The organism is Pseudomonas sp. P5_B3, from assembly GCF_056400405.1.
On sequence record NZ_JBFULI010000027.1, the window covers coordinates 37,425 to 61,718 of the forward strand.

At 59.4% G+C, this 24,294-nt stretch carries 23 protein-coding genes and 1 pseudogene; 12 read left to right on the plus strand and 12 right to left on the minus strand.

Annotation, left to right across the window (positions count from 1 at the left end):
* Positions 1-2 precede the first annotated feature (2 nt).
* Positions 3-794, plus strand: coding sequence for a 2-oxo-tetronate isomerase (otnI, locus tag AC1DRN_RS16840; protein WP_223462240.1), 792 nt, complete (start codon positions 3-5; stop codon positions 792-794).
* A gap of 44 nt (positions 795-838) precedes the next feature.
* On the opposite strand, the gene AC1DRN_RS16845 is transcribed toward otnI, so the two are convergent.
* Positions 839-1,660, minus strand: a complete 822-nt coding sequence (locus tag AC1DRN_RS16845; protein WP_457266209.1) for a DeoR/GlpR family DNA-binding transcription regulator — start codon at positions 1,658-1,660, stop codon at positions 839-841.
* Between the two features lie 199 nt (positions 1,661-1,859).
* Here AC1DRN_RS16845 and AC1DRN_RS16850 point away from each other — a divergent pair, with 199 nt between their 5' ends.
* Positions 1,860-2,972: a CapA family protein gene (locus AC1DRN_RS16850; RefSeq protein WP_223462242.1), complete on the plus strand. Its 1,113-nt coding sequence runs from the start codon at positions 1,860-1,862 to the stop codon at positions 2,970-2,972.
* Here the strand turns inward: AC1DRN_RS16850 and AC1DRN_RS16855 are convergent.
* Positions 2,971-3,318 (minus strand): annotated as a pseudogene (locus tag AC1DRN_RS16855) (ATP-binding cassette domain-containing protein); the annotation flags it as partial. The gene AC1DRN_RS16850 and the pseudogene AC1DRN_RS16855 sit on opposite strands and share 2 nt — an antisense overlap.
* The gene (treR, locus tag AC1DRN_RS16860; protein WP_457266211.1) at positions 3,315-4,019 is read right to left on the minus strand and encodes a trehalose operon repressor; all 705 of its coding nucleotides are present in this window, start codon (positions 4,017-4,019) and stop codon (positions 3,315-3,317) included. The gene treR and the pseudogene AC1DRN_RS16855, both read right to left, overlap by 4 nt.
* A 237-nt stretch (positions 4,020-4,256) precedes the next feature.
* Between treR and treP the strand changes: the two genes are divergently transcribed.
* The 5 genes from treP (at position 4,257) to AC1DRN_RS16885 (ending at position 11,693) form a co-directional block, all read left to right on the plus strand.
* Positions 4,257-5,699: a PTS system trehalose-specific EIIBC component gene (gene treP, locus AC1DRN_RS16865; protein WP_457266212.1), complete on the plus strand. Its 1,443-nt coding sequence runs from the start codon at positions 4,257-4,259 to the stop codon at positions 5,697-5,699.
* Between the two features lie 130 nt (positions 5,700-5,829).
* The gene (gene treC / locus AC1DRN_RS16870) at positions 5,830-7,479 is read left to right on the plus strand and encodes an alpha,alpha-phosphotrehalase (protein WP_457266213.1); all 1,650 of its coding nucleotides are present in this window, start codon (positions 5,830-5,832) and stop codon (positions 7,477-7,479) included.
* Positions 7,480-7,574: 95 nt separating this feature from the next.
* Entirely contained in the window at positions 7,575-8,798 is a 1,224-nt protein-coding gene (locus tag AC1DRN_RS16875; RefSeq protein ID WP_457266214.1) for a maltoporin, read from the plus strand.
* A 61-nt stretch (positions 8,799-8,859) separates the two neighbouring features.
* Positions 8,860-11,394 (plus strand): phosphoenolpyruvate--protein phosphotransferase, encoded by a 2,535-nt coding sequence (gene ptsP, locus AC1DRN_RS16880; protein ID WP_457266215.1) that lies wholly within the window; start codon positions 8,860-8,862, stop codon positions 11,392-11,394.
* A gap of 2 nt (positions 11,395-11,396) precedes the next feature.
* Positions 11,397-11,693 (plus strand): PTS sugar transporter subunit IIB, encoded by a 297-nt coding sequence (locus tag AC1DRN_RS16885; RefSeq protein ID WP_457266216.1) that lies wholly within the window; start codon positions 11,397-11,399, stop codon positions 11,691-11,693.
* 36 nt (positions 11,694-11,729) lie between these two features.
* Here AC1DRN_RS16885 and AC1DRN_RS16890 read toward each other — a convergent pair whose 3' ends face one another.
* The 8 genes from AC1DRN_RS16890 to argH all read right to left on the minus strand — a co-directional run bounded on the left by AC1DRN_RS16890 (position 11,730) and on the right by argH (position 20,413).
* The gene (locus AC1DRN_RS16890; RefSeq protein ID WP_457266217.1) at positions 11,730-12,908 is read right to left on the minus strand and encodes an MFS transporter; all 1,179 of its coding nucleotides are present in this window, start codon (positions 12,906-12,908) and stop codon (positions 11,730-11,732) included.
* A 177-nt stretch (positions 12,909-13,085) separates the two neighbouring features.
* Positions 13,086-14,435 (minus strand): MmgE/PrpD family protein, encoded by a 1,350-nt coding sequence (locus AC1DRN_RS16895; protein WP_457266218.1) that lies wholly within the window; start codon positions 14,433-14,435, stop codon positions 13,086-13,088.
* Positions 14,432-15,319, minus strand: coding sequence for a polysaccharide deacetylase family protein (locus tag AC1DRN_RS16900; RefSeq protein WP_223462251.1), 888 nt, complete (start codon positions 15,317-15,319; stop codon positions 14,432-14,434). The genes AC1DRN_RS16895 and AC1DRN_RS16900 overlap by 4 nt, the downstream gene beginning before the upstream one ends.
* Positions 15,312-16,160, minus strand: coding sequence for a polysaccharide deacetylase family protein (locus AC1DRN_RS16905; RefSeq protein WP_223462252.1), 849 nt, complete (start codon positions 16,158-16,160; stop codon positions 15,312-15,314). Before AC1DRN_RS16905 ends, AC1DRN_RS16900 begins: the two co-directional genes overlap by 8 nt.
* Before the next feature lie 153 nt (positions 16,161-16,313).
* On the minus strand, positions 16,314-17,138 hold the full coding sequence (locus tag AC1DRN_RS16910; RefSeq protein WP_457266219.1) for an ABC transporter substrate-binding protein: 825 nt from the start codon (positions 17,136-17,138) through the stop codon (positions 16,314-16,316).
* Between the two features lie 53 nt (positions 17,139-17,191).
* Positions 17,192-17,956: an amino acid ABC transporter ATP-binding protein gene (locus AC1DRN_RS16915; protein ID WP_008001408.1), complete on the minus strand. Its 765-nt coding sequence runs from the start codon at positions 17,954-17,956 to the stop codon at positions 17,192-17,194.
* Positions 17,957-17,966: 10 nt separating this feature from the next.
* Positions 17,967-18,845, minus strand: a complete 879-nt coding sequence (locus tag AC1DRN_RS16920; protein WP_057396441.1) for an amino acid ABC transporter permease — start codon at positions 18,843-18,845, stop codon at positions 17,967-17,969.
* Between the two features lie 140 nt (positions 18,846-18,985).
* Positions 18,986-20,413, minus strand: coding sequence for an argininosuccinate lyase (gene argH, locus AC1DRN_RS16925; protein ID WP_457266220.1), 1,428 nt, complete (start codon positions 20,411-20,413; stop codon positions 18,986-18,988).
* A 295-nt stretch (positions 20,414-20,708) separates the two neighbouring features.
* Between argH and AC1DRN_RS16930 the strand changes: the two genes are divergently transcribed.
* The 5 genes from AC1DRN_RS16930 (at position 20,709) to AC1DRN_RS16950 (ending at position 23,962) form a co-directional block, all read left to right on the plus strand.
* Entirely contained in the window at positions 20,709-21,674 is a 966-nt protein-coding gene (locus AC1DRN_RS16930; RefSeq protein ID WP_223462255.1) for a LysR family transcriptional regulator, read from the plus strand.
* 327 nt (positions 21,675-22,001) lie between these two features.
* Entirely contained in the window at positions 22,002-22,658 is a 657-nt protein-coding gene (locus tag AC1DRN_RS16935) for a dTMP kinase (protein ID WP_223462256.1), read from the plus strand.
* A 115-nt stretch (positions 22,659-22,773) separates the two neighbouring features.
* Positions 22,774-22,989 (plus strand): hypothetical protein, encoded by a 216-nt coding sequence (locus AC1DRN_RS16940; RefSeq protein WP_223462257.1) that lies wholly within the window; start codon positions 22,774-22,776, stop codon positions 22,987-22,989.
* A 296-nt stretch (positions 22,990-23,285) separates the two neighbouring features.
* Positions 23,286-23,717, plus strand: coding sequence for an NUDIX hydrolase (locus tag AC1DRN_RS16945; RefSeq protein WP_223462258.1), 432 nt, complete (start codon positions 23,286-23,288; stop codon positions 23,715-23,717).
* Between the two features lie 41 nt (positions 23,718-23,758).
* Positions 23,759-23,962, plus strand: a complete 204-nt coding sequence (locus AC1DRN_RS16950) for a hypothetical protein (protein ID WP_223462259.1) — start codon at positions 23,759-23,761, stop codon at positions 23,960-23,962.
* A gap of 21 nt (positions 23,963-23,983) precedes the next feature.
* Here the strand turns inward: AC1DRN_RS16950 and AC1DRN_RS16955 are convergent, their stop codons facing one another.
* The gene (locus AC1DRN_RS16955) at positions 23,984-24,163 is read right to left on the minus strand and encodes a hypothetical protein (RefSeq protein WP_223462260.1); all 180 of its coding nucleotides are present in this window, start codon (positions 24,161-24,163) and stop codon (positions 23,984-23,986) included.
* Positions 24,164-24,294 lie beyond the last annotated feature (131 nt).

Sequence of the window (24,294 nt, forward strand, 5' to 3'; positions counted from 1 at the left end):
CCATGCCTCGTTTTGCTGCCAACCTCAGCATGCTCTACCCGGAACATGAGTTTCTGGATCGCTTCGCCGCCGCTGCCTCTGACGGTTTTGAAGCAGTGGAGTATCTGTTTCCCTACGACTACAGCGCGGAAGAACTCAAGCAACGCTTGAGCGACAACGGCCTGGTACAGGCACTGTTCAACGCGCCGCCCGGTGATTGGGCTGCGGGGGAGCGGGGCACGGTGTCGTTGCCCGGCCGGGAGAGTGAATTTCGTAGCGGGTTTGATCGCGCCCTGGAATACGCCGGTGTGCTGGGCAATTCACGCATCCATGTGATGGCCGGGCTCTTGCCGTCGGAAAGCGATCGCCCACGGCATCACGGCGTTTACCTGGAAAACCTCGCCTATGCCACCGCCCGGGCGGCCAAGGCAGGCGTGACAGTATTGCTCGAGCCGATCAATACGCGAGACATGCCTGGCTTTTTCCTCAACCGCCAGGATCAGGCCCAGGCCATCTGCAAGGAAGTGGGTGCCAGTAACCTGAAGGTTCAGTTCGACTGCTACCACTGCCAAATCGTCGAGGGCGACCTGGCCACCAAACTGCGTCGGGACTTCGATGGTATCGGCCATATCCAGATCGCCGGCGTGCCCGACCGGCATGAACCGGGCCTGGGGGAAGTCAATTATCCCTATCTGTTCGAGCTGATCGACCAGTTGGGTTATGACGGCTGGGTAGGGTGCGAATACCGGCCGCGAGGCAATACGTCTGCCGGTTTACAGTGGTTGCGCGACTGGAAGGCTCGCCAGGCACTATAGAGGAGGGCGGCGACGGGCTCCGCCGGAAGCAGGAGCCCGTCGTTTCACTCCGGTGTATTGTCAGCCGGCAGCAACAGTTCGACACCCTGCTTGCGGATGCCGTCGGCTGCCGCAGGGGTCAACGCGTCATCGCTGAGGATGATGTCGAACTGCTCGAGCCCGGCAATCCTGTACATACTGAAGGTGCCGTATTTCGAACTGCTGGCCACCAGCACCACTTGCGCAGCCGATTGCATCGCGGCTTGCTTGACCTCAACCTTCAGCGCCGAAGGCGTGGTGAGGCCGCGACGCAAATCCCATGAGCTGGTCGATATGAACGCGATATCGGTGACGACCTGACGCAAGGTGGCAACCGCCAGGCCGCCCACGCACGATTGATTGGAGTGATCCAGTTGCCCGCCGGTATGAATCACCGTGACATGGGGCGCTTCGATCAGCGCCTGGACAATGCCGAAGTCGTTCGTCACCACGGTCATGCCGGACAGCGCCTTGATGTAGGGGACAATTTCCAGCGTGCTGGTTCCCGCATCCAGGTAAATCGTCATGTCGGCATGCAGCAGCCGGGCGGCGAGCCTGGCCATGGCCTGCTTCTGCGGCAACTCGACCACCGCCTTGGTCTGATGGCTGGGCTCACTGTGCAGCTGGCTGGCAATCCGCACCCCACCCGTTACCGAGTAAGCACGACCTTCCTGTTCCAGCAACGCAATGTCGCGGCGTACGGTCATGTGCGAACAGTCGAACATTTCCATCAATTGATGAACGCTCAGCACCTGATGCTTGCGCAACTGGCGCAGCATCAATTCACGGCGCTGCTCAGGGATCATCGGTGCGCCGCTTTCGGCGGCGATGTCCTTTTGACTAGGCATTCGGGCTCCAGAATGAAGAAATCCGCAGACAAGGAAGGCGGGGAATCATAGTAGCGAATCTGCGGCCGGATCAGTAGCGGGATGGGGCATAGAGGCCATTAGCCCTGCGTAAAACGCTTGTTTCTACCTGTTCACATGTCAGCGTAATAATAAGCCGGGGGATGGAAACATCCCCCCGACTTATATTCGGGAGGGTGCCATGGCAGCTGTTACCGATACGTTTAAGCTGTTTCTCTGCGGCGACGTCATGACTGCTCGCGGCATCGACGCAGTACTGCCGCATCCTGGCGATCCGCGGCTTTACGAAGCTTACGTCAAGAATGCCGGCGATTACGTCCGGCTGGCAGAACGAATCAATGGTTCGATTCCCCGCCCAGTCGATTTCACCTATGTCTGGGGCGCTGCGCTGGATGAGTTCGAACTTCGCCAGCCACACGCACGCATCATCAATCTGGAAACTGCGGTGTCCCGCCGCGGACGACCGGAGCCAAAGGGCATCAATTACCGCATGAGCCCGGAGAACTTCCCGGCCATCAGCGCAGCCGGCATCGACTGCTGCGTGCTGGCCAACAACCATGTGCTGGACTGGGGGGCAGCCGGCCTGGCCGATACGCTGGAGACCCTGGCGAGCAATGGTATATGCAGCGCCGGCGCCGGGCACAACCTGCAATCTGCCGAAGCGCCTGCCGTGTTGCTGCTGCCTGGCGGGCGGCGCTTGCTGGTGTTTGGCCTCGGCGCACCCGACAGCGGCATTGCGTCGGACTGGGCCGCCACGGATAAGGGCGCGGGCGTCGCGCGGCTGGAGGATCTGTCGATGCAAAGCCTGCACCATGTGGCCAAACGGATTCTCGAGGGCAAAAAACCGCGGGATCTGGTGGTCGCCTCCATTCATTGGGGCGGCAACTGGGGGTTCGATATCCCGCGCGAGCAAGTCCGGTTCGCTCATGCCTTGATCGACGAGGCCGGAGTTGACGTGGTGCACGGGCATTCCTCGCACCACGTCAAAGGCATCGAGGTGTACCGCGAACACCTGATTCTCTATGGCTGCGGTGATCTTCTGAACGATTACGAAGGCATCGAGGGTTACACAGCCTTTCGCGGCGACCTGGGGCTTCTATACTTTGCCTCGCTGGACCCGGGCGGGCACCTGCAGTCGCTGGACTTGATACCCACCCGCTTGCGGCGCTTTCGCCTCTGTCGCGCCGAAGGGGATGACCGTCAATGGCTGCACGACACCCTTTCTCGCGAGTGTGCACGCTTGGGCAGCAGCATCCAGCCGGGCGCGAAAAATGCCTTTGAGTTGCGTTGGTGAGCACCTTCATCTGGGCGAGCGTCAGGTTTTGCGTCACGGAAAGGCGTGGAAACAACTCGAAGTGTTGAAACACCATGCCAACCCGGTTGCATAGCTTGGGCAGGTTGGTTTTCGGGTCCGGGAGGCTGATACCGTCGACAACAATTTCGACTTTCTGGAAAGGCTCCAGTGCATTTACCGTTTTGATCAGCGTTGATTTGCCATAGCCGGAAGGGCCGCACACCACGACGACTTCACTCTTTTGTATTGCGATAGAGCAGTCGCTCAGTACTTGAAAGTTACCGAACCCTTGGAAACCAAGAAGCTGTAAAACAGACGTGTTCCAGATCGCTGCCGATGCTTTCATCGCCTGGCCACATCCGAAAAGTAAAACTTGTCCAGGGTATGCCGCGACTCGGTGTACTCGAACTGCCGGCCGTCCTGCAAAAAGGTCTGGTTGCTGACCACGATCACATGGCTCTGCCCCTCAAGATCAAGGTGCTGCTGGTCGTCCTTGCTTCGCGGTACGGCTTCGATAGTGCGCTGGGCATAGCTGATTTGCAGTTGCAGCGTCTGTTCGATGAAGGCATAGATCGAATGCTCGGCAATCTCGCAATTGAGCCCCGGAATGAGATCGGCGACGAAGTGGTTGATGTCGAGGATGACCCGTTTGCCATCGATTCGACGCACGCGTTTGATCCGCGTGATCAGGCTACCTTCTTCGGCATTCAGGTGTTCACGCAAGGCACCTTGCAGGGGAAACTGTTCGAACGCCACCACCTCGGTGCTGACGTCATTGCCCAGCCTTGGGTGGGTTTCCTGGAAACTGACGATGCCGCCGAGCTGGAATTCGATCGGATTAGGCGACAGCACGAAGGTGCCTTTACCGTGAATTTTTTGCGCGAAGCCGCGTTCCTGAAGCAGTTCTATGGCTTGGCGCACAGTACCGCGACTGGCCCGGTAACTCTCCATCAATTCGGTTTCGGAAGGCAGTCGGGCGCCGCGCTCCAGTCGTTCGGTGGTGATGCTGGCAAGCAGATCGCTGTAGATCTGGTTGTATTTACTCATGGGGATGGCTCTATGCCGCGCTGTACTCAAGGTTTCGAACCTTAAGGGCAGGGTAGGGGTTTGTCTATGCGGCTTTGGGATTCTTTGACTTCGAAGGTAGGAAATATCGCCGCCTGCCGGGTTCAGGATAAACAAAATCAAACTCGTCTGTACGAGTTGTTGCAATAACTCGTACAGACGAGTACTTTTCGCTTCGGCGTGCTGCCAATAACAAAAAACTACAGTGGAAGAACAAGCATGAGCCACGACTATCCGAATATCGTCACTGAGCTGATGCACAGCCTCGGTGGCAGCGACAACCTCGAGCAGGCCGCGCATTGCGTCACACGGCTGCGCCTGGCCCTCAAGGACCCGAGTCTGGTCAACAGCGCCACGCTGAACCAGATCGATCTGGTCAAAGGCTCGTTCTTTACCGTCGGCCTGTTCCAGGTGGTCATCGGCCCCGGCGAAGTGGAAAAGGTCTACGCCGAGCTGCGGCGGCAAACCGGTCTCGCCGTGTCGACCATCGCCGACGTGAAAAAAAAGGGCGTCGATAAAACCAATGCCATGCAGCGTCTGGTGCGGGTGTTCTCCGATGTGTTCATGCCGATTTTGCCGGCGCTGATCATTGCCGGTCTGCTGATGGGGGTGAACAACCTGATCGGCGCCAAAGGCATGTTCATTGCCGGCAAGACCCTGCTTGAGGCCTACCCGACGCTGGACGGTGTCTGGAGCTTGATCAATCTGATGGCCAACACCTCGTTCGTGTTCCTCCCGGCGCTGGTCGGCTGGTCGGCAGCCAAGCGTTTTGGCGGCAGTGAAATCCTTGGCATCGTGCTGGGTCTGATGCTGGTTCACCCGGACCTGCTCAACGCCTGGAACTACGGCAAGGCGGTGGCCGGGCTGGACGGCCAGAGCCTGCCGTACTTCGATATTTTTGGCTGGTTCAAGATCGAGAAGGTCGGCTACCAGGGTCAGATTCTGCCGATCCTGCTGGCCGCCTACGTCATGAGCGTCATTGAAAAATGGCTGCGGGCGCGGGTACCCAATGCCATTCAACTGCTGGTGGTGCCGATTACCACGATCGTCGTGACCGGGGTGTTGGCGCTGGCCGTGATTGGTCCGGTGACCCGTCACCTGGGGATTCTGATCACCGAAGGCGTGGTGACCTTGTTCGACCTGGCACCGATGGTCGGCGGGGCGATATTCGGTCTGTTGTATGCGCCGCTGGTGATTACCGGCATGCATCACATGTTCCTCGCCGTGGACCTGCAACTGATCTCGACGCAGGGCGGCACGTTCATCTGGCCGATGATCGTCATGTCCAACCTCGCACAAGGCAGCGCGGCGCTCGGGGTGTTCTACATGACCCGCAGTGCGCGGGATAAAAGCATGGCCTCGACCTCAGCGATTTCCGCCTATTTCGGCATCACCGAGCCGGCGATGTTCGGCGTCAACCTGCGCTACAAGTTTCCGTTCTACGCAGCGTTGATCGGCTCGGCGCTGGGCTGCATGTTCCTGTCGCTGAACAAGGTTCAGGCCTCGGCGATCGGTGTCGGTGGCTTGCCCGGTTTCATCTCGATCATCCCGCAGTTCATTCCGATGTTCGTGGTCGGGATGGTCATCGCCATGGTCGTGCCGTTCGTTTTGACCTGTGGCTTGAGCATGAAGATTGTCCGGCCGGGTTACCGGGTCGCCTGATAGATCGCCATCGCGAGCGAGCTCGCTCCCACATTGGAATGCGATCAACTGTGGGAGCGAGCTCGCTCCGGGCGGCGATCCGACGATGAGGCCCTCAGGGCCAGTACAAAATCAATTGAAGGAATACGCCATGCAAGACTGGCAGCGTTCGGTGATCTACCAGATCTACCCGAAGAGTTTTCACAGCCACGCCGGCAACCCCACGGGCGATCTGCTCGGGGTGGTGGCCAAGCTCGATTACCTGCAATGGCTGGGTGTCGATTGTCTGTGGATCACCCCGTTCCTGCGTTCGCCCCAGCGCGACAATGGCTACGACATCAGCGACTACTACGCCATCGACCCGAGCTACGGGACCATGGCTGACTGCGAGTTGCTGATCGCCGAAGCCGGCAGGCGGGGCATCAAGCTGATGCTCGATATCGTGGTCAACCATACTTCCGTCGAGCACACCTGGTTTCAGCAAGCGCGCAGCAGCCTTGATAACCCGTACCGTGACTTCTACATCTGGCGTGATCAGCCGAACAACTGGGAGTCCAAGTTCGGCGGTTCCGCCTGGGAGTTCGAGGCGCAAACCGGTCAGTACTTTCTGCACCTGTTCGACCACACTCAGGCCGACCTGAACTGGGATAATCCGCAGGTGCGCGCTGAAGTCTTCAAGATGATGCGCTTCTGGCGTGACAAGGGCGTGGGCGGTTTCCGCCTGGACGTGATCAACCTGATCTCCAAGCCGGCGGACTTTCCCGAGGACAACAGCGACGGTCGGCGTTTCTACACCGATGGCCCGAACGTGCACGACTACTTGCAGCAAATGCACCGCGAAGTCTTCGAAGGCCATGACCTGATCAACGTCGGCGAGATGTCCTCCACCAGCCTGGAACATTGCATTCGTTACTCGCGGCCGGACTCGAAAGAACTGTCGATGACCTTCAACTTTCATCACCTGAAGGTTGATTACCCGAACTTGCAGAAGTGGGTTCGCGCTGACTTCGACTTCCTCGAACTCAAGCGCATCCTTTCCGACTGGCAGACCGGCATGCAGGCCGGTGGCGGCTGGAATGCGCTGTTCTGGTGTAACCACGATCAGCCGCGAGTGGTTTCGCGGTTTGGTGATGACGGCGAACACCGCGTGGTGTCGGCGAAGATGCTCGGCACCGCGCTGCATTTTCTTCAGGGCACGCCGTTCATTTATCAGGGTGAAGAGTTGGGCATGACCAACCCGGGCTTTGAGAGCATCGAGCAGTACCGCGATGTCGAGACGCTGAACATCTTCCGGCTCAAGCGTGATGCCGGGGAGTCCGAGGCATCGAGCATGAGCGCGATCATGCAGAAATCCCGCGACAACAGTCGCACCCCGATGCACTGGAACACGCAACCCAATGCCGGTTTCAGCAGTGCCGAACCATGGATCGGCGTGCCGGCCAACGCCACGCAGATCAACGTCGAAAACCAACTCGACGACACGACTTCGGTGCTGCACCACTATCGCCAGTTGATTGCCCTGCGCCACAGCGAACCGCTGATTCAGGACGGCGTGTATCGCCAGCTCTTGCCCACGCACCCGCAGGTCTGGGTGTACCTGCGTGAAGGCGAAGGCGAGCGTCTGCTGGTGGTGAATAACTTCTATGGCACGGCGTGTGAAGTCGAGTTGCCGGAGCGGGTAATCACCGACTGCATGTTGCAACGCCTGGTGATCAGCAACTTCCCGGATTGTGTGACACGTAGTCGGCAGCTGTTCCTGCGGCCGTACGAGTCGTTCGTCCTGCACCTGACCGACCACTAAAAAACACGCTCTTCAAACAACGCGCAGAGCACTGCGTGGGGTTTCTTGCGCGCAGATTTTACCGGATGAGCACAATAAAAATAATGAGGTGGCTCTTGAAAACCATAATTAATCGCAAACTTGCAGCATCGTGCGCATGCCTGATGTTGCCGTTCTCGGCCCAGGCTTTGGAGTTCGCCGGCTATTTGCGTAGCGGCGTCGGGACCTCGGTCAACAGCGGTCCTCAGCAGTGTTTTCAACTGCAGGGTGCTCAGTCGAAATACCGCTTGGGCAACGAATGCGAGCAATACGCCGAGCTGGAGTTGCGTCAGGACGTGTACTCCCTGGACGACGGCTCGGTGCTGAGCGTCGACGGCATGGCTTCGTTGTACAACCAGTACGACAAAGACCTGACGTTCAACGGTGATAACGGCTCGGTGCGCATGCCGCAGATGTATGCACAATGGTCGAACCTGCCGAGTCTCAATGGTGGTTCGTTGTGGGTCGGGCGGCGTTATTACAAACGAAACGACATCCATATTTCCGACTTCTACTACTGGAACCAGAGCGCGACGGGTGGTGGTATCGAGGATGTGAAGATCGGCGACCTGAAATACAGCTACGCCTTTTCGCGCAAGGACAACCTGTACCAGAAGGATTATGTCACCCGGCAGGATTTCAACGTCGCAGGTTTTCAGACCAACCCCGGCGGTGAACTGGAGTTTGGCCTCAGTTACATCGAAAAACCTGACCGCAGCGATGCGCACGCAGGTTGGGCCATCACCGCCCAGCATGTGCAGAAAGACTTCCTCGGCGGTAAGAACAAACTGGCGCTGCAATACGGCGAAGGGCCTGGCACCGGGTTGGGTTACACCGGCGATGTGGGCCTGGACGACAGCAACAAGAGCTACCGGCTGGTGGAGTTCTTCGACTGGCAAGTGACACCGCGTTTTGGTGGTCAGGTCGAAGCGGTCTATCAGAAGGATATCCGCCCGGACGGTAACGGCCAGAACTGGATTTCCCTGGGCGTTCGCCCGGCTTACGCGATCACTGACCAATTCAAGTTGGTGACTGAGCTGGGACACGATCAGGTCGAGGCCCCAGGAGGTACGCGCAAGTTGAGTAAATTCTCCTTTGTCCCAACCTGGTCGCCAAAAGGCCCGGGGTTCTGGGAACGTCCCGAAGTGCGTTTGTACTACACCTATGCCAGCTGGAACGAAGCGGCCAAGCGTGCAGCCAACGAACTGGCACAAGGTTCGGCGTTGTCCGATACCGGCGCGTTCGGCACGGCGCTGCATGGTGCGAACGTCGGATTGCAAGTCGAGTACTGGTGGAAATAAGCGATGCTGTCGGAGCACGCGCTCCATCGGCACTTCAAAGAACAAAACCGCAGGTGAAGTCATGACCATAACCCAACCATTGCAATTGCTGGCGCCGCTGTCCGGGGTGCTGGTGCCACTTGATCACGTGCCGGATCCGGTGTTCGCCAGCCGGGTGATCGGCGACGGCCTGTGCATCGATCCGACCTCGCAGACCCTTTGCGCGCCGTTGGCCGGCGTGGTCAGCAACCTTCAACACAGTGGCCATGCGATCAGCATCACCGATGACAGCGGCGTACAGGTGTTGCTGCACATTGGTCTGGACACCGTGAACCTGGCGGGCAAGGGGTTCCGCGCCTTGGTCGAGCAGGGCCAGCGTGTCGAGGCCGGACAGCCGTTGTTCGAGTTCGATGCCGACTATGTAGCCCTGCATGCCCGCAGCCTGTTGACCTTGATGCTGTTGGTCAGTGGCGAGCCCTTCAGCCTGCTGACACCTGACGATGGTCTGGTGGCGTGTGCACAGCCCGTGTTGCGCCTGAGCCTCGGCGATCCGCGTTCCAGCGTTGCGCAGGAGGAGGGCGAAGCGCTGTTCTCCAAACCGGTCCACCTGCCCAACGCCAATGGCCTGCACGCGCGGCCGGCGGCGATCTTTGCGCAGGCGGCGAAAGGTTTTGCGGCAAGCATTTGCCTGCACAAGCAGCAGCACAGCGCCAACGCCAAGTCCCTGGTGGCGATCATGGCGTTGCAGACGGTTCACGGCGATGCGCTGCAGGTCAGTGCGGTGGGCGAAGATGCCGAATTGGCAATAAGCACACTGGCCCAACTACTAGCGGATGGCTGCGGTGAGGCCGTGACTGCGGTGGCGGTCGTAGCGCCGGTGGTTCAGGCGCAGGAGGTGTCGACGAAGCTGTTGCGCGGTGTCTGTGCTTCGGCGGGTTCGGCCTTTGGGCAGGTGGTGCAGGTGGCTGAGCGCACCCTGGAGGTGCCTGAGTTTGCCGCGGATCAACGCGTGGAGCGAGAATCGCTGGAGCGTGCGCTGACCCGCGCGACGCAGGCGCTGCAACACTTGCGCGACAACGCGAAAGGTAAGGCGCAGGAGGATATCTTCAAGGCACATCAGGAGTTACTGGAAGACCCGAGCCTGCTGGAGCAAGCCCAGGCCCTGATTGCCGAGGGCAAGAGCGCGGCGTTTGCCTGGAACAGTGCCACTCAAGCCACCGCTACGCTGTTCAAGTCGCTGGACAACACCTTGTTGGCCGAGCGGGCGTTGGACCTGATGGATGTTGGCCAGCGCGTGCTCAAGCTGATTCTCGGTGTGCCGGACGGTATCTGGGAGTTGCCGGACCAGGCGATTTTGATTGCCGAACAACTGACACCGTCGCAGACCGCTGCCCTGGATACCGACAAGGTGTTGGGTTTCGCCACCGTGGGCGGCGGTGCGACCAGCCATGTGGCGATACTCGCCCAGGCCTTGGGTTTGCCGGCGGTGTGTGGTTTACCGGTGCAGGTGCTGTCGCTGGCCAGCGGAACCCGAGTGCTGCTCGATGCGGACAAGGGTGAGTTGCACCTGGACCCTGATCTGTCGGCTATCGAACAGCTGCATGGCAAACGTCAGCAGCAACGGCAACGGCATCAGCGCGAACTCGAGCAGGCTTCGCTGGCGGCCTGTACCCGTGACGGCCATCATTTCGAGGTGACGGCCAACGTTGCCTCGCTGCTTGAGGTCGAGCAGGCGATGGCGCTAGGCGGCGAGGGTGTCGGTCTGCTGCGTTCGGAGTTTCTTTATCTGGAGCGCAACAACGCGCCCAGCCATGACGAGCAAGCGGTCACTTACAGCGCCATTGCCCGGGCCCTTGGGCCAGAGCGCAATCTGGTGGTGCGCACACTGGATGTGGGCGGCGACAAACCGCTGGCCTACGTGCCAATGGACAGCGAGGCCAATCCGTTTCTGGGCATGCGCGGAATTCGCTTGTGCCTGGAGCGTCCGCAGCTGTTGCGCGAGCAGTTCCGGGCAATTCTGAGCAGCGCCGGTCTGGCCCGTCTGCACATCATGCTGCCGATGGTCAGCCAGTTGTCGGAGCTGCGCCTGGCGCGGCAGATGCTGGAAGAAGAGGCGCTGGCGCTCGGGCTCAAGGCGCTGCCGAAACTGGGCATCATGATCGAAGTCCCGTCCGCGGCATTGATGGCGGACCTGTTTGCCCCCGAGGTGGATTTCTTCTCCATAGGCACCAACGACCTGACCCAATACACCCTGGCCATGGACCGCGATCACCCACGTCTGGCCAGCCAGGCCGACAGTTTTCACCCCTCGGTACTGCGTCTGATCGCCAGCACCGTGAAGGCCGCCCATGCCCATGGCAAGTGGGTCGGGGTGTGTGGGGCGCTGGCTTCGGAGACTCTGGCGGTGCCACTGTTGCTGGGGCTGGGGGTGGATGAACTGTCGGTCAGCGTGCCACTGATTCCGGCGATCAAAGCCGCAATTCGCGAGGTCGAGCTCAGCGACTGTCAGGCAGTCGCGCATCAGATACTCGGGCTGGAGAGCGCTGAGCAGGTCCGCGAGGCCTTGTCTTCGCAGCAGCAGGCGATGGTCGAAACTTCACAGGTGTTGGAGAACTGAACATGTTCGAGAAAATGCAACGGGCGTTCTGGAAGGCATTGACCCCGGATCTGCTGGTGGATGAGCCGAAGGTGGCGGCCCTGCGTTCTACGGACCTGCCGTCGAGCGTGGTCGCCGCGCTGGGTGGGCTGGATAACCTGGCGTCGCAACAACGCATTGCGATAACGCGAGTGCGGGTCCAGCTGCGTGATGTCACCCGACTGGACGAACAGGCCTTGCGTGCAGCGGGTGTGCCGGGGGTGATGGTGCTGGCGGATGGCGTGGTGCATGTATTGACCCGGTGCCCAAGGTGGGACTGACGGTTGAAAGGTTCATATTGATGCAGTTCCAGTGCATTATTTTTGCACTGGAGCCACCCGACGACCGCTCATGAAGCACAGGAACCCACCCATCGCGGTCAGTGCGCTCAAGGCATAGAACATTGTGGGTGCGGGGGTGTGCATCAATAGAAAACCACAAATCACCGGGCTCAGGGCGCCACCGAGGGCCGCCAGGTTCTGGGCACCGTAGTAACTGCCGCGCAGCTCTTCCGGGGCCAGGGTGTCGATGAAGAGGAATTCGGCCGGGTAAATGATCATTTCACCAAGGGTGAAGATGAACATCGCCACGCACCAACTCACCATGCTGTCGGCCAGGCTGAAGCCGATCAGGCCAAGGATGAACAGGCTGGTGCCCGCGGCAATCCAGTAGCGCAGCTTCTCGCGACTGAGGAACCGGCCGATCTGGTACTGCAGCAGGATTACGCTGATGGCGTTGCAGGCGAGCAGGGCGGCCATGATTTCCAGGGCGCGTTTGGAGTCGTGGGTCACCAGCAGGTATTGCGACAAGTAGAGGGTGTAACGCCCGTGCACCACGGTGCTGAGCAGGCAGCCGCAAGTGAACATGATCAGGGTGCGGTCGTTTTTCAGGGTGATCAGGGTTTTCAGGAAACTCTGGGGTTGCCCAATGGCGGGTGGCTGCGCCGAATCCCTGGGAATGCCTGTCATCAGGAAGATGCTGAAGAACGCGATGCCACCGGCAATCAGGAACGGTGCGATCGGATAGACCCCGGCAATCACCACACCGAGCATGGGACCTGTGGCATAGCCGATGTTGGTCAGCGTGTAGCGCAGGGAAAACGCCTTGGCTCGCTGGCCCATGGGCAGGTTTTCGCTGAGGATCGCTTTGGAGCCGATGAGGAACAGCGCTGACGCGGTCTCGGTGATCACCAGGGTGGCGGTGGTCAGGTAGAGGTTTTCGGCAAAGGTCAGCAGCACGAAGCCGATGGCGCTGGAGAGCATCGCCAGGATCAGCAGCCGGCGCTTTTCCAGGCGGTCGATGATATAGCCGCCATAAAGAGCCAGCAGGGTGGCGATGAACACCGCGATACCGAGCAGCAAGCCGACGTCCTGTTGGTTGAGGCCCAGCTTGTTGCTCAGGAACAGCGTGAGCAAGGGGCTGGTGATGGCGCGGCTGACCACGATGGTCAATGAAACGATCATCAAGCGGCGGATAACGAGCGAGTAAGTGGCCACGGTGGTGCAAATGTCCTTATTCAGATTGTTGGTGTTCGCCGCAATATCGCGTCGCTGCCATCGCGGGCAAGTCGAATCGTCGCACCGCCGCTCCCACAAAAGCGCTGCAGTACCTGTAGGAGCGGGCTTGCTCCGGGCGGCGTTCCGACGATGAGGCCCTTGCGGATGGCACAAACATCAAGTCAACCACCGATCCAGAGTACGAACCGATTCCAGTTCTTCAATCCGCCACAACTGCCCGAGCAGTTCCTCAACCCGTTCCCGGGACATGACCCGCATCGCCAAACTGAAAAACTTCTCCGCAAGCAGCGCATCACTCAGCGGATTACCCGGCGCGCCCAACGGCACTTCAACGCACAGGCTCGCTTGCCGACCGTCCACGGTCCGCAGTGTCACCACAGGCTCGCCATCCGCGGACAGCAGCGGGTCCACATCAAGGCGAATGCGTGACATCCACTGGACAATGCGTGGATCGTTGCGCGCGTCATCGTCATAGGCCTGCAATCGACAATGGCCATGTACCAGCCGTGCCGCCAGTGCATACGCCAGGCTCATCTGCGCCGCCGCGAGGGTGCCGACATCCTGGCCGCCACACATGTCCTTGAGAAAACTGCACAGCGAAACCTGTATGTCTTCGACCTGATCCACTGGCACATTCAATTGGTCGAGCAAAAGCCCCAACGCGTCGATGGCCGAATGCGTGCCGCGACACGAGGCGTAGGGCTTGATCGAGCAGCGGGCGAGTTTCCATACGGCGCCGAGATCGGCATCCAGTGCTTCGGGGGTTGAGGTGGCGCTGGCAAGTGTCTGCAAAAAACCGCCCCAGACATCCTCGAACAACCTTGTTGGGCCACTGATGCCCTGCTGCGCAAACCGCGCCGCCAGCAACCCCCCTTCGGCGGCCCGGCCACTGTGCAGTTTTTTACTTTGCGAGCCGTCGTGGATGAAAGCCCACAAACCACCGCTGAAGCTGCCGGCGATGCCCAGTGCCGACAAGGTTTGCCCGGCATTCAATCGAAAAATCCGTGCACTGGCCGCCGCCGCGCCGAACACCCCGCAGGTCGCCGTGGAGTGCCAGCCAGCGCCGTTATGGGCTGAGTAGCCGCCGCAGGCTTCGAGCACCCGGCGCCCGACTTCGTAACCGATCACCACGGCCGTGATGAACTCGCGGCCGCTCACCGGTTGCCCGGCCATCGACACCGCCGCCATGACCGCCGGCAGCACTACGGCGCCGGAGTGGTCGCAGCCACCGGTGTCGTCCAGTTCCAGGGCATGGGCGGCGATGCCGTTGAGCATGGCTGCCTGAGCGGCGCCGACCCGCTGGCGAGTGCTCCAGACCAAGGTGTCGCCCGTTTCGTCTTGGAATACCTGCCGTGCCGTTTTCGCTATTTCGCTGTCTGCCCCGGCGAGGGTCGCGCCGACAGTATCGAGGATGTGACGCTTGGCTTGTTCCACCAGAGCGGGCGGCAGGTCCTCGAACCGCGTATCCACGCAAAATTTCGCCAGTCGTTGCATGCGCTCTGTCATAGCACGTAGTCCCGATAATGCCGCTCATACACCGACGCCGGATGATCTTCAGTGATCGGCGTTGCGGATTGCGCCCACCACCGGGCGACATCTGCACCGGTAGCGATCCATACGTCATCGTGCTGCAAAATCCCCTCAAGCAATTCACGCAACACACCAATGCGTCCCGGCGTAGCGATGACTTCCGGATGCAGGCGCAGCACGTAGCACAGGCCGAAGCGATGAAACCCGGCGAAGTCCATTTGCAGGTTGCCCAGGGTGTGGCTGTAGGATGCGATCCGCGATTGCGCCGGCGGCACCGCCGGGCTGAGATTGAAGGCGAAGTAGGGTTCGTCCTCCAGCTCGTAATGCAGGGGCAACTCGATCACGTCGGGCGCGGTCGGGTGAGCGAACGGCAAGTCATCACCACGCCAGGACGACGACCAGCGAATGCCTTGATCCCTCAACGCCTCGATGAAGCCCGGTGAACCGTTGCCGGCCGGGATGCGCAAACCGGTGGGACGCTGGCCGGTCAACGCCGTCAACGCCGCGCATCCTTTGGCGATGTCGGCGCTCTGCGCGGCGAGGTCGAGGCTGTCGTAGTTCTGATGGTGATACCCGGCGCAGGCAATCTCATGCCCGCCCGCCTGGATTGCACGAATATGCCCGGGGTTTTCCTCGGCAACGATACCGGGTACGAACCAGCTGCTGGGAACTCCGAGCTCCTTGAACAAAGCGAGCAAACGCTCGACCCCGCGTTGGGTGCCGTAGCGCCAGACCGACAGGGTCTTGTCGCGTCCGGCGACTTGCGGGGCCTGGGTGAGAATGCCGTGGATGTCGTTGTAGTCGACGGTCAGTACCACGGCGCAGCGATAGCCCTTGGGCCAGACAGTGGAATCAGCCATGGTGATGCTCCTTCAGCCACCACTGGGCAACATCGCGGCAGGTGGCGAACCAGACGTCGTCGCGTTGGCGCATGTGTTCGAAGAGTTTTTCCAGCAACAGGATGCGTCCTGGTTTGCCGGTGATCTTGGGGTGGAACAGGGTGGTCAGGCACAGCCCTTCATCCATGGCGCCGTCGTATTCGCGGCACCAGTTGTCCAGGGTCAGGGCGTAGCTGGCGGTGCGGTCCAGCCCCGAAGGGAAGTCCGGCGCGCGGGTATAGGCGATGGAGGCGTAGTCGTCCATTTCCCAGCGACCGGGGATTTCCACCAGCGGCGTGGCGTGGCCCGGTACATTCACCAGGTACGGCCGGTCATCGCCGCGCATGCTGCTGGAGTAAGTCACGCCGGCCTCCACCAGCATCGCCGGGGTTTCGGCCCGCCAGTCGCCGGACGGCGTGCGGAAACCTTCGGCGCGGATGTGCAGGTGCTTCCAGAACACCTCGCGGGACAGCTTCATCACGTCCTTTTGCTGTTCAAGCGTCAGGGCGTAGAAGGATTCGTGTTTGTAGCCGTGATAAGCCACCTCATGCCCGCGCTCGACAATCGCCTGACACTGTTTCGGCCAGTTCTCCACGACCCAGGCCGGGACAAAGAACGTCGTCGGCAGACGGAATTCGTCGAGCAGATCGAGAATCCGCGGCAGCGCCCGGTACGGGCCATAACCGCCAAAGCCGAAATACTCGGGCTTGCGCCAGATGGAGCCGTTGAGCATGGCATCGCCGGTGGGGCCGTCAAGGTCGAAGGCCAGGGCCAGGCAGGCTTTGTGCCGGCCGGGCCAGGTGGGTTGGGGGGAGGAGGACATCTGCGGTGCTCCAACAATATTCAAGTAAACACCAGCCCCTTGTAGGAGTGAGCCTGCTCGCGATGAGGCCGGCACATTCAACATCTTCGTCGCCTGACACACCGCTATCGCGAGCAGGCTCGCTCCTACAGTGGAATGAGGTCGTCTGTGCGATTATTTGCCAGCGTTCACCGTCACCGTCTTGATCGCACCCAGTTCCAGATCCCACTTCTTCAGGATCGCCTGGTAACTGCCGTCATCGACCATGCTCTGCATCGCCACTTTCACCGCTTCACTCAGCTCAGGTTTTTTCTTGCTCACGCCCAGCCCGGTGAACTGCTTGGAAATCGGCAGGCCCACGGTTTTGTACATGTCCTTTTCCTGGGTCTTGAGGTACGGCAGGGTTTCGCTGCCCTGCATGGCCGCGTCGATACGGCTTTGACGCAGTTGCGCGCGGGCGTCTGCCGAGCCTTCAGTGCCGATCACGTTGATCGCAGGCTTACCGTCGGCTTCGCAGTTGGCCTTGCTCCACTCGGCGATTTCCGCCGGGAAGGTGGTACGTCGGCTGGTGCCGACTTTCTTGCCGCACAGGTCGATGATCTCGTTCGTGTCCTTGTTTTTCTGCAAGGTGTAGAACTGCGGACCGCTGGTGAAGTAGTCGACGAAGGTCACACTGGCCTGACGCTCGGCGGTGTCGGTCATGCCCGACATCACCATGTCGACGCGGTCGGTGGTCAGGGCGTTGATCATTTGCTCGAAACCGGTTTCCTGCCATTTGATCTTCACACCCAGACGTTCGGCCAAGGCGTTGCCCAGGTCAACGTCGAGGCCGGTGAGGGTGTTGGTGGCCGGGTCCTTGAAGTCCATCGGCGGGTAGTTCGGCATGATCGCCACAACGACCTCGCCCCTGGCCTTGATGCTGGCCGGCAATTCGGCAGCGAAAGTGAAGCCGGATGCCATAACGCCGGCGAGTACTGCTGGAATAACGAAGTTCTTCATGGTCGTTCTCTTATGAGTGTTGTGAGGCGGCTCTTGATTTTCGAGCCAGGCCCTTAGGTTCGAACGGCAGAAATGAAGCTTTGGGTGCGAGGGTTTTGCGGACTTATTAGTATTTCTTCGGGGCTTCCAGCCTCCACGATCTGCCCGCCGTCCATGAACACCATGCGGTTGGAAACCTCGCGAGCGAAGCCCAGTTCATGGGTGACGACGATCATGGTCATGCCGGTCTGCGCCAGATCGCGCATCACCGACAGCACCTCACCGACCAGTTCCGGGTCGAGTGCCGAAGTGGGTTCATCGAACAGCATCAACTTGGGGCGCATGGCCAATGCACGAGCAATGGCGACGCGTTGCTGCTGACCACCCGACAGTTCGATCGGGTAGCTGTTGCGTTTGTCGGCCAGGCCGACGCGGGCGAGCAATTCCAGGGCTTCTTCATTCGCCTCTTTGGGTGAACGCTTGAGCACCTGGCACGGCCCTTCGATGATGTTTTGCAGCACGGTCATGTGCGGGAACAGGTTGAAACGCTGGAACACCATGCCGGTGGACAGGCGTTGGCGGGCGATCTGCGTTTCGTTGAGTTCGTGCAGCTTGTTGCCGACGATCCGGTAGCCCACCAGTTCGCCGTCGACCCAAAGGCCGCCCTTGTCGATCTTTTCCAGCTGGTTGACGCAGCGCAGCAGGGTGCTCTTGCCGGAGCCGGACGGGCCGATGATGCACAGCACTTCACCTTGCTCGACTTCGATGTTGATGTCCTTGAGTGCGTGGAACTGGTCGTAATATTTGTTCAGGCTCACGGCCTTGACGATGCTTCTCATGTGCGGCTCCTCAGGAACGCTTGCCGGCGCCGCGGGCGAAACGACGCTCCAGACGGCTTTGACCAAAGGACAGGACGGTGACGGTGGCCAGGTACCAGATGCCGGCGACGATCAGCAGCTCCATCACGCGGGCGTTGGCGTAGTAGATGTTCTGGGCGTTGTAGAGCAGTTCCGAGTACTGGATGACGCTCGCCAGCGAGGTCATTTTCACCATGCCGATGAACTCGTTGCCCACTGGCGGAATGATGATGCGCATGGCCTGGGGCAGGATGATCCGGCGCAGTGCTTGCAGGCGCGGCATGCCGATCGACTTGGCGGCTTCATACTGCCCGGTGTCCACCGAGAGCAGGCCGGCGCGCACCACTTCGGCGGTGTACGCGCCCTGGTTGATGCTCAAGCCGAGCAGGGCCGCGACGAATGGGGTCATCAGGCTCACGGTGTCCATTTCGAACAGGCCGGGGATGCCGATGGTGGGAAAGATCAGCGCCAGGTTGAACCACAACAGCAGTTGCAGAATCAGCGGCGTACCGCGAAACAGCCAGGTGTAGGTCAGCGCCACATAGCGCAGGATCGGGTTGGCCGACATGCGCATGATCGCAGTGATCACGCCGAACACGATGCCCAGCGCCATCGCCAGCACCGCCATGACGATGGTGTTGAGCAAGCCCCACATGATCGCCTGGGAGGTGAGGAACTGGCCGATGTACGACCATTCGATCTTGCCTTCGGCAAAGGCGCGCACCAGGCCGATGATCGCGATGACGATCACCGTGGCGAAGAAAATCCGCCCGTAGTAACGCCGGGGCACATGATCGTACTGGGTGATGTCGAACTGGTTTTCCGCCAGTTTGCGCTCCGCCTGGAGTCGTTCTGCCTGTGTCTGGCTCATGTTGTTTCTCCGAACTCGGTTTCAACGCTATCCCTGTGGGAGCGAGCTTGCTCGCGATAGCGGTGGGTCAGTCCACGTTGGTGTTGAATGTGAAACCGTAATCGCGAGCAAGCTCGCTCCCACAGGTTTTGTGTGCTGCTTCAGAGGCGGAAGCCCTGATAGTCCTCGGTCCATTGCTGCTGGGCGGCGAGGGCGGTTTTCAGCCGGCCGATCTGTTCACGCACCTGTTGTGGCGCGGTCCCGCCCCAGCCGCTGCGGGCGGCGATGGCGGCTTCGAGGGTCAGGCTTTCGCGTACTTCCGGTGTGAGGCGCGGGTCGATTTCCGCCAGCAGTGCCGGGGAGGCTTCCCACAATTCGACGTCGTGTTTCTCGCAGGCCTTGACCAGCGCACCGGTGATTTCGTGAGCTTCCTTGAACGGCACGCCGCGCACCGCCAGCCAGTCGGCGACTTCGGTAGCGAGGGTGAAACCCAGCGGTGCCTGGCGACGCAGCTCTTCGACGTTGACTGTCATGGTCGCAACCATTCCGGCCATGGCCGGCAGCACCAGCAGCAGGGTGTCGACGCTGTCGAGCACGCCGTTCTTGTCTTCGCTCAAGTCGCGGTTGTAAGACAGCGGCAGGGATTTGAGGGTGGACAACAGGCCGGTCAGGTTGCCGATCAGGCGACCCGCCTTGCCCCGCGCCAGTTCGGCGATGTCCGGATTCTTTTTCTGCGGCATGATCGAGCTGCCAGTGGCGTAGGCATCGTCCAGCGCGACCCAGCGGAATTGCCGCGACGACCACAGGCAAAACTCTTCGGCGAGGCGCGAGATGTTGATGCCAAGCATGCTGGCGATGAACAGGAACTCGGCGACGTGATCGCGGCTGGCCACGGCGTCGATGGAGTTTTCGCAAACACCGCTGTAGCCCATTTCTTTTGCCGATTGCTCAGGTAAACGAGCGATAGCCGAGCCAGCCATGGCCGCCGCACCGAGTGGCGACAGCGAAGTGCGCGCGTCCCAGTCCACCAGGCGCTGCACGTCGCGCAGCATCGACTGGGCGTGGGCCAGCAGGTGATGAGCAAACACGATCGGTTGTGCCTGCTGCAGGTGGGTGAAGCCGGGGCAGATGCTCTCGATGTGTTGCTCGGCCTGGTCCACCAGCGCCTGCTGCAAGGCCAGCACTTCAACGGCCAGGGTGCGCACGTGGTCACGCAGGAACAGCCGCAGGTCGTTGGCGGTCTGGTCGTTACGCGAACGACCGGCGCGCAGCTTGCCGCCGAGGGCGCCAAGGCGCTCGGTCAGCAGGCGCTCGATGAAGGTGTGGACGTCTTCGTCGTCCAGGGTCGGGGCGATGCTGCCGGCGCGGAAGTCAGCGCCGATACGTTCCAGGGCGTCGAGCATGGTCTGGGTTTCTTGCTCGCTCAGCAGTCCGGCGCGCTGCAGTTCCCGGGCATGGGCCTTGGAGCCGGCGAGGTCGTACGGGGTGAGCCGGAAGTAACGCTCAGGGCAACGGGACAGGGCCGCCAAGGCTTCGGACGGGCCGCTTTTGAAGCGAGCACCCCAGAGACGGTCGGTGGTTTGTGACATTGTTGTTTTCCTCGTCGGTATCGCGAACTGAAATGGGTATGCCGGGCCGCAACGTCGCTAAAAAGTCAGCGAACGAAATCAGGCCAGAGCAGTTTTCAAGAGGGCAGTTGCATCGTTGCGAGAGCTGATCGAAGTGTCAGCTTTTAATGTTTTGAGATCAGTGGTTTGGCACTGATGTTCGGGATTTATTGGCGGTTGCCAAGCCTGGTTTTCTGTGTTCATTATTATTAGGCCAACGATGTTTTTGTTGTTGGGCACAGATTGTTGAATAGGGCGCCAGAGGTAAATAAGCATTATGGAAACCCCACTTTCCAATTCCGGAAACCCGCCGCCGAAAACGCTGCAACGGGCACCGCTGGCCCTCAGTGGGCTGGACTTCAAACTGCTCAAAGTGTTCAAGGCCGTGGTCGAGGCGGGTGGCTTCAGCGCCGCGCAAAATGAGCTGAATGTGGGGCTGGCAGCCATCAGCAAACAGATTTCCGACCTGGAAATCCGTATCGGCATGCGCCTTTGCACGCGGGGGCGAGAGGGCTTTCACCTGACGGAAGAAGGGCGTCTGGTGTATCAGGCGTCGATAGACTTATTTGCCTCGGTCGACAACTTTCGCGACCGCCTTAGTTCAGCGCAAAACGAACTTGTCGGTGATCTTGGTGTGGGGGTTATTGATAACACAATCTCTGACGCAAATTCGCCGTTAGTTGCCGCACTTAGACGTATTAACGAACAATCTCCCAAGGTCCGATTTCAACTGCAGGCAACGCAACTTGATGAGGTTGAAAGAGGTGTCGTCGAGGGGCGGTTGGTGGCGGGAATTGTGCCGGTTTATCAAAAGCGCGAAGAGTTTGATTATTACGAGCTATACGAAGAACGCTCGGAGGTTTACTGCGCGCTCGGCCACCCGCTGTTCTCCATGGCGGACGCGGACATGGGCGGTAATGTGCTCAAGGATTACGAGTGCATCAACCATCGCTACGCGATTCATCGCGACAAACTGAAATTTGCCCACTACGACAGCTTTTCCGCCTCGGCAACCCAGGTGGAGGCTGTTGCGCTGTTGATCAAGACGGGTCGTTTCCTGGGGTTCCTGCCCCAGCACTACGCCGCGCCAATGGTGGCGCGGGGAGAGTTTCGCGCGGTGTGCCCGGACCTGATCAACATCGTCACGCCGTTCAGTCTGATCCTGCGCCATAACACTGTGCGCAGCCCCTTGGTGAAGGCATTTGCCCAGGCACTGGGCGTGGATTTAAAAGCCTCGGTTTGATTGTTCACCGCGTTGAACACTTACTAATGAACACTGGCGGCCAAATGGGGATGATTGGACCAGGCTTAAGGCTTCCTGCTTGATGGCGCGCAACGGATTAGCCTCTGTAAGGCCTTCACCCATTCATTCGCAAGTGAACAAGTAGAGGTTCCGTCCACATAAGCGGCTGTAACCCTGGATTTTGAGGCCCGTTAGCCAGAAACCGGGTTAGAGTGTTCATCAATGTCTGTTCATAAGGGATCCCTCCACTCGATTCGCGTAGTCGCGCCAAGCGGTTCCACCGAACGAACAGGGCAAAAAAACCGTATATCAATCGTTGTTTGAAGAATGAATCGTCCGCTGTTTGTTTCTCTGGATGGGCCCAAGGGAGCCGGCAAAACCACACTGTTGGAGGCCGTTACGAAAGTACTGAGGGCAGACAACAAAAAAGTGATCCGACTTTGCGAGAGAAAAAGCGATCCCTATAGGGGTGAAACAATGACCCTCGTTAACAAACTCGTCAGAAATCCCACCCGGGATTTGGAGTTGGAGATTTGTGAGCGCTTTGCTGATAGCCGTTCCTGGATTTCCCGGCACGTGCTGGCTAAACAGCCACCAGGCAGCATTATCTTGATCGATCGCTGGTACCCGTCTGATGCCGCGTTTCGCCGGATAGTCCCGTTTGCAGAGATTCTACAGTTGAACATCGATCGAAACGTGCGAGTGCCAGACCTGCATGTCGGGGTTGTCACCGCCCCTGATATTTCATGGGCGAGGGCAGCGGCACGACGGCGTGGGCTGAGCAGTACTGTGATCCATAAGCTGGAAGAACATGTCGCTTGTACCAAGGCGTTCGAACGAGCGATTGCAGATCACGGCTGGGTTTTATGCCGTAATGAAGGAACGATCGAAGACGCAACGATGCAGGTTATTTCTGAGATCTATAGAGTCCTTCGATGCCCCGTAGGCGAAGTTCGCTGCGTCGGCCTTGATGCGGTGAGATAGCCGTAGAGCGCGGGTTGGTGTCTGGTCTTCCAGCACTACCAGTCCGTGCAGCTGAAACACTAACGAAACATTCCGGCCATATGATTCGCACCACCGAAACCTGGGAGGGTTGGAGATGAATCGGCCATCAAGAACCATGCGCAAACTGCTCGACGCTGTCGCCACCAACAATGAGAGCGCGGCGCTGGATGTGATGCGTGCGGCCGAGCAACTGCAAGACGAAGTGCTTCGCCAGCGGTTACTCAACCTGATTCATCGGCTCAACCAAGACGCCAATGACTTGCGAATGGCGCGGGACGATATCCAAGGCGGATCCATCAAGTTTGCGTGACGTCTTCACCGGCGGGCGAAGAAGTAGATACGCGCTCACGTCAAACCAGGGTCACGTTACCGAAACATCGGTGGACGTTTCTGACTCATTATCTCCAATTGATGGCATCGAGAAAGTCTGCAGTGTTTTGTAGGTACATATTCGCGAGCGCGCCTTCCGCTTGGAATGGCAGTTGCCCGTTAGAGTGAGGTGTCGGTCATGATATTGACACCTACATGAGGGAGGATGGTTTTAGAGTCATTGATCCGTGCGTGATTTGACTTACCTCGCCAAGGGACAGATTGAAGGCATCACTCATGGGCAGCCAGCACTCCACTGACGCGAATTTCAAAGACCTTAAACGACGGGCGACAGTCATCCTACGCCAGGATGAGCAAATCCTTTTTGTGCGCAAACGCAACGCCAAGTGGAATCTACCGGGTGGACGCGTTGAACAGGGCGAGACGCCTTTGCAAGCGGCCTTACGGGAGATGGCAGAGGAGACAGGATTGGCTATCGATCAAATCTCTTATGTCTGTGAGTACGAGGACGACAAGGTCATTCATTTTTTGTTCGAGGCCCGGCGGACGTTCAATCAGAAGCCTTGTGCCTGCAACGAGATTGATGATTGCCGCTGGTTCAGCGCAAAGGATTTGGACAAGCGTTCTGTTCGGGGGGCAATCAGGTCGTTGCTCAAACACTTCGCGTCTGACTCGGGCCATAACTTGGCAACTCACGCCGCTGGTTAGCGTCCACGTTGAACGAGTATCGAACCTGGGAGTGTCTACCAATGGGCAGCGACTATCGGATTGAATCTCAGCGACTTGAACAGGATTTTGCAGATGCCTACACCGCGTATCGCAAGCACATCGAATCCACGCCGTACCCCTCTAACGAGGATGATTGGGCTGAACATGATCGCTACCGCAATGCAGTAAGCGTAGCGAGCGCGGCATGGGGCAGGTACTGCTTCGACAACCAGCACCTGCGTTGATGCGCTGCATCTGTACGGCACTTAGGTGTTTTCAGAGCCCTTATCCCTCAAAGCGAACGAACTGGATGCTGCCTCAATACGCCCTTGCAGCTGAGCAACATAGGCCTGCGCTTCTTCCAGGTTCTGAAATGACACAGCTTTGTCGTCGAGCCAGACCTTGCATCCGCTTCCTTGCTCATTCACTTCGATTTTGACATTCATTGGCACAGTCCCTTTGCGTTTAGTGCGTCAGAGAGTAATGCATTTTGAAGACGTATCAAAATGAAACAGAGGCTCTAGATCAATGCTTTCAGTCGTTTTCAGTTTTATGTTGGTTTAGTCATCCAACAAGA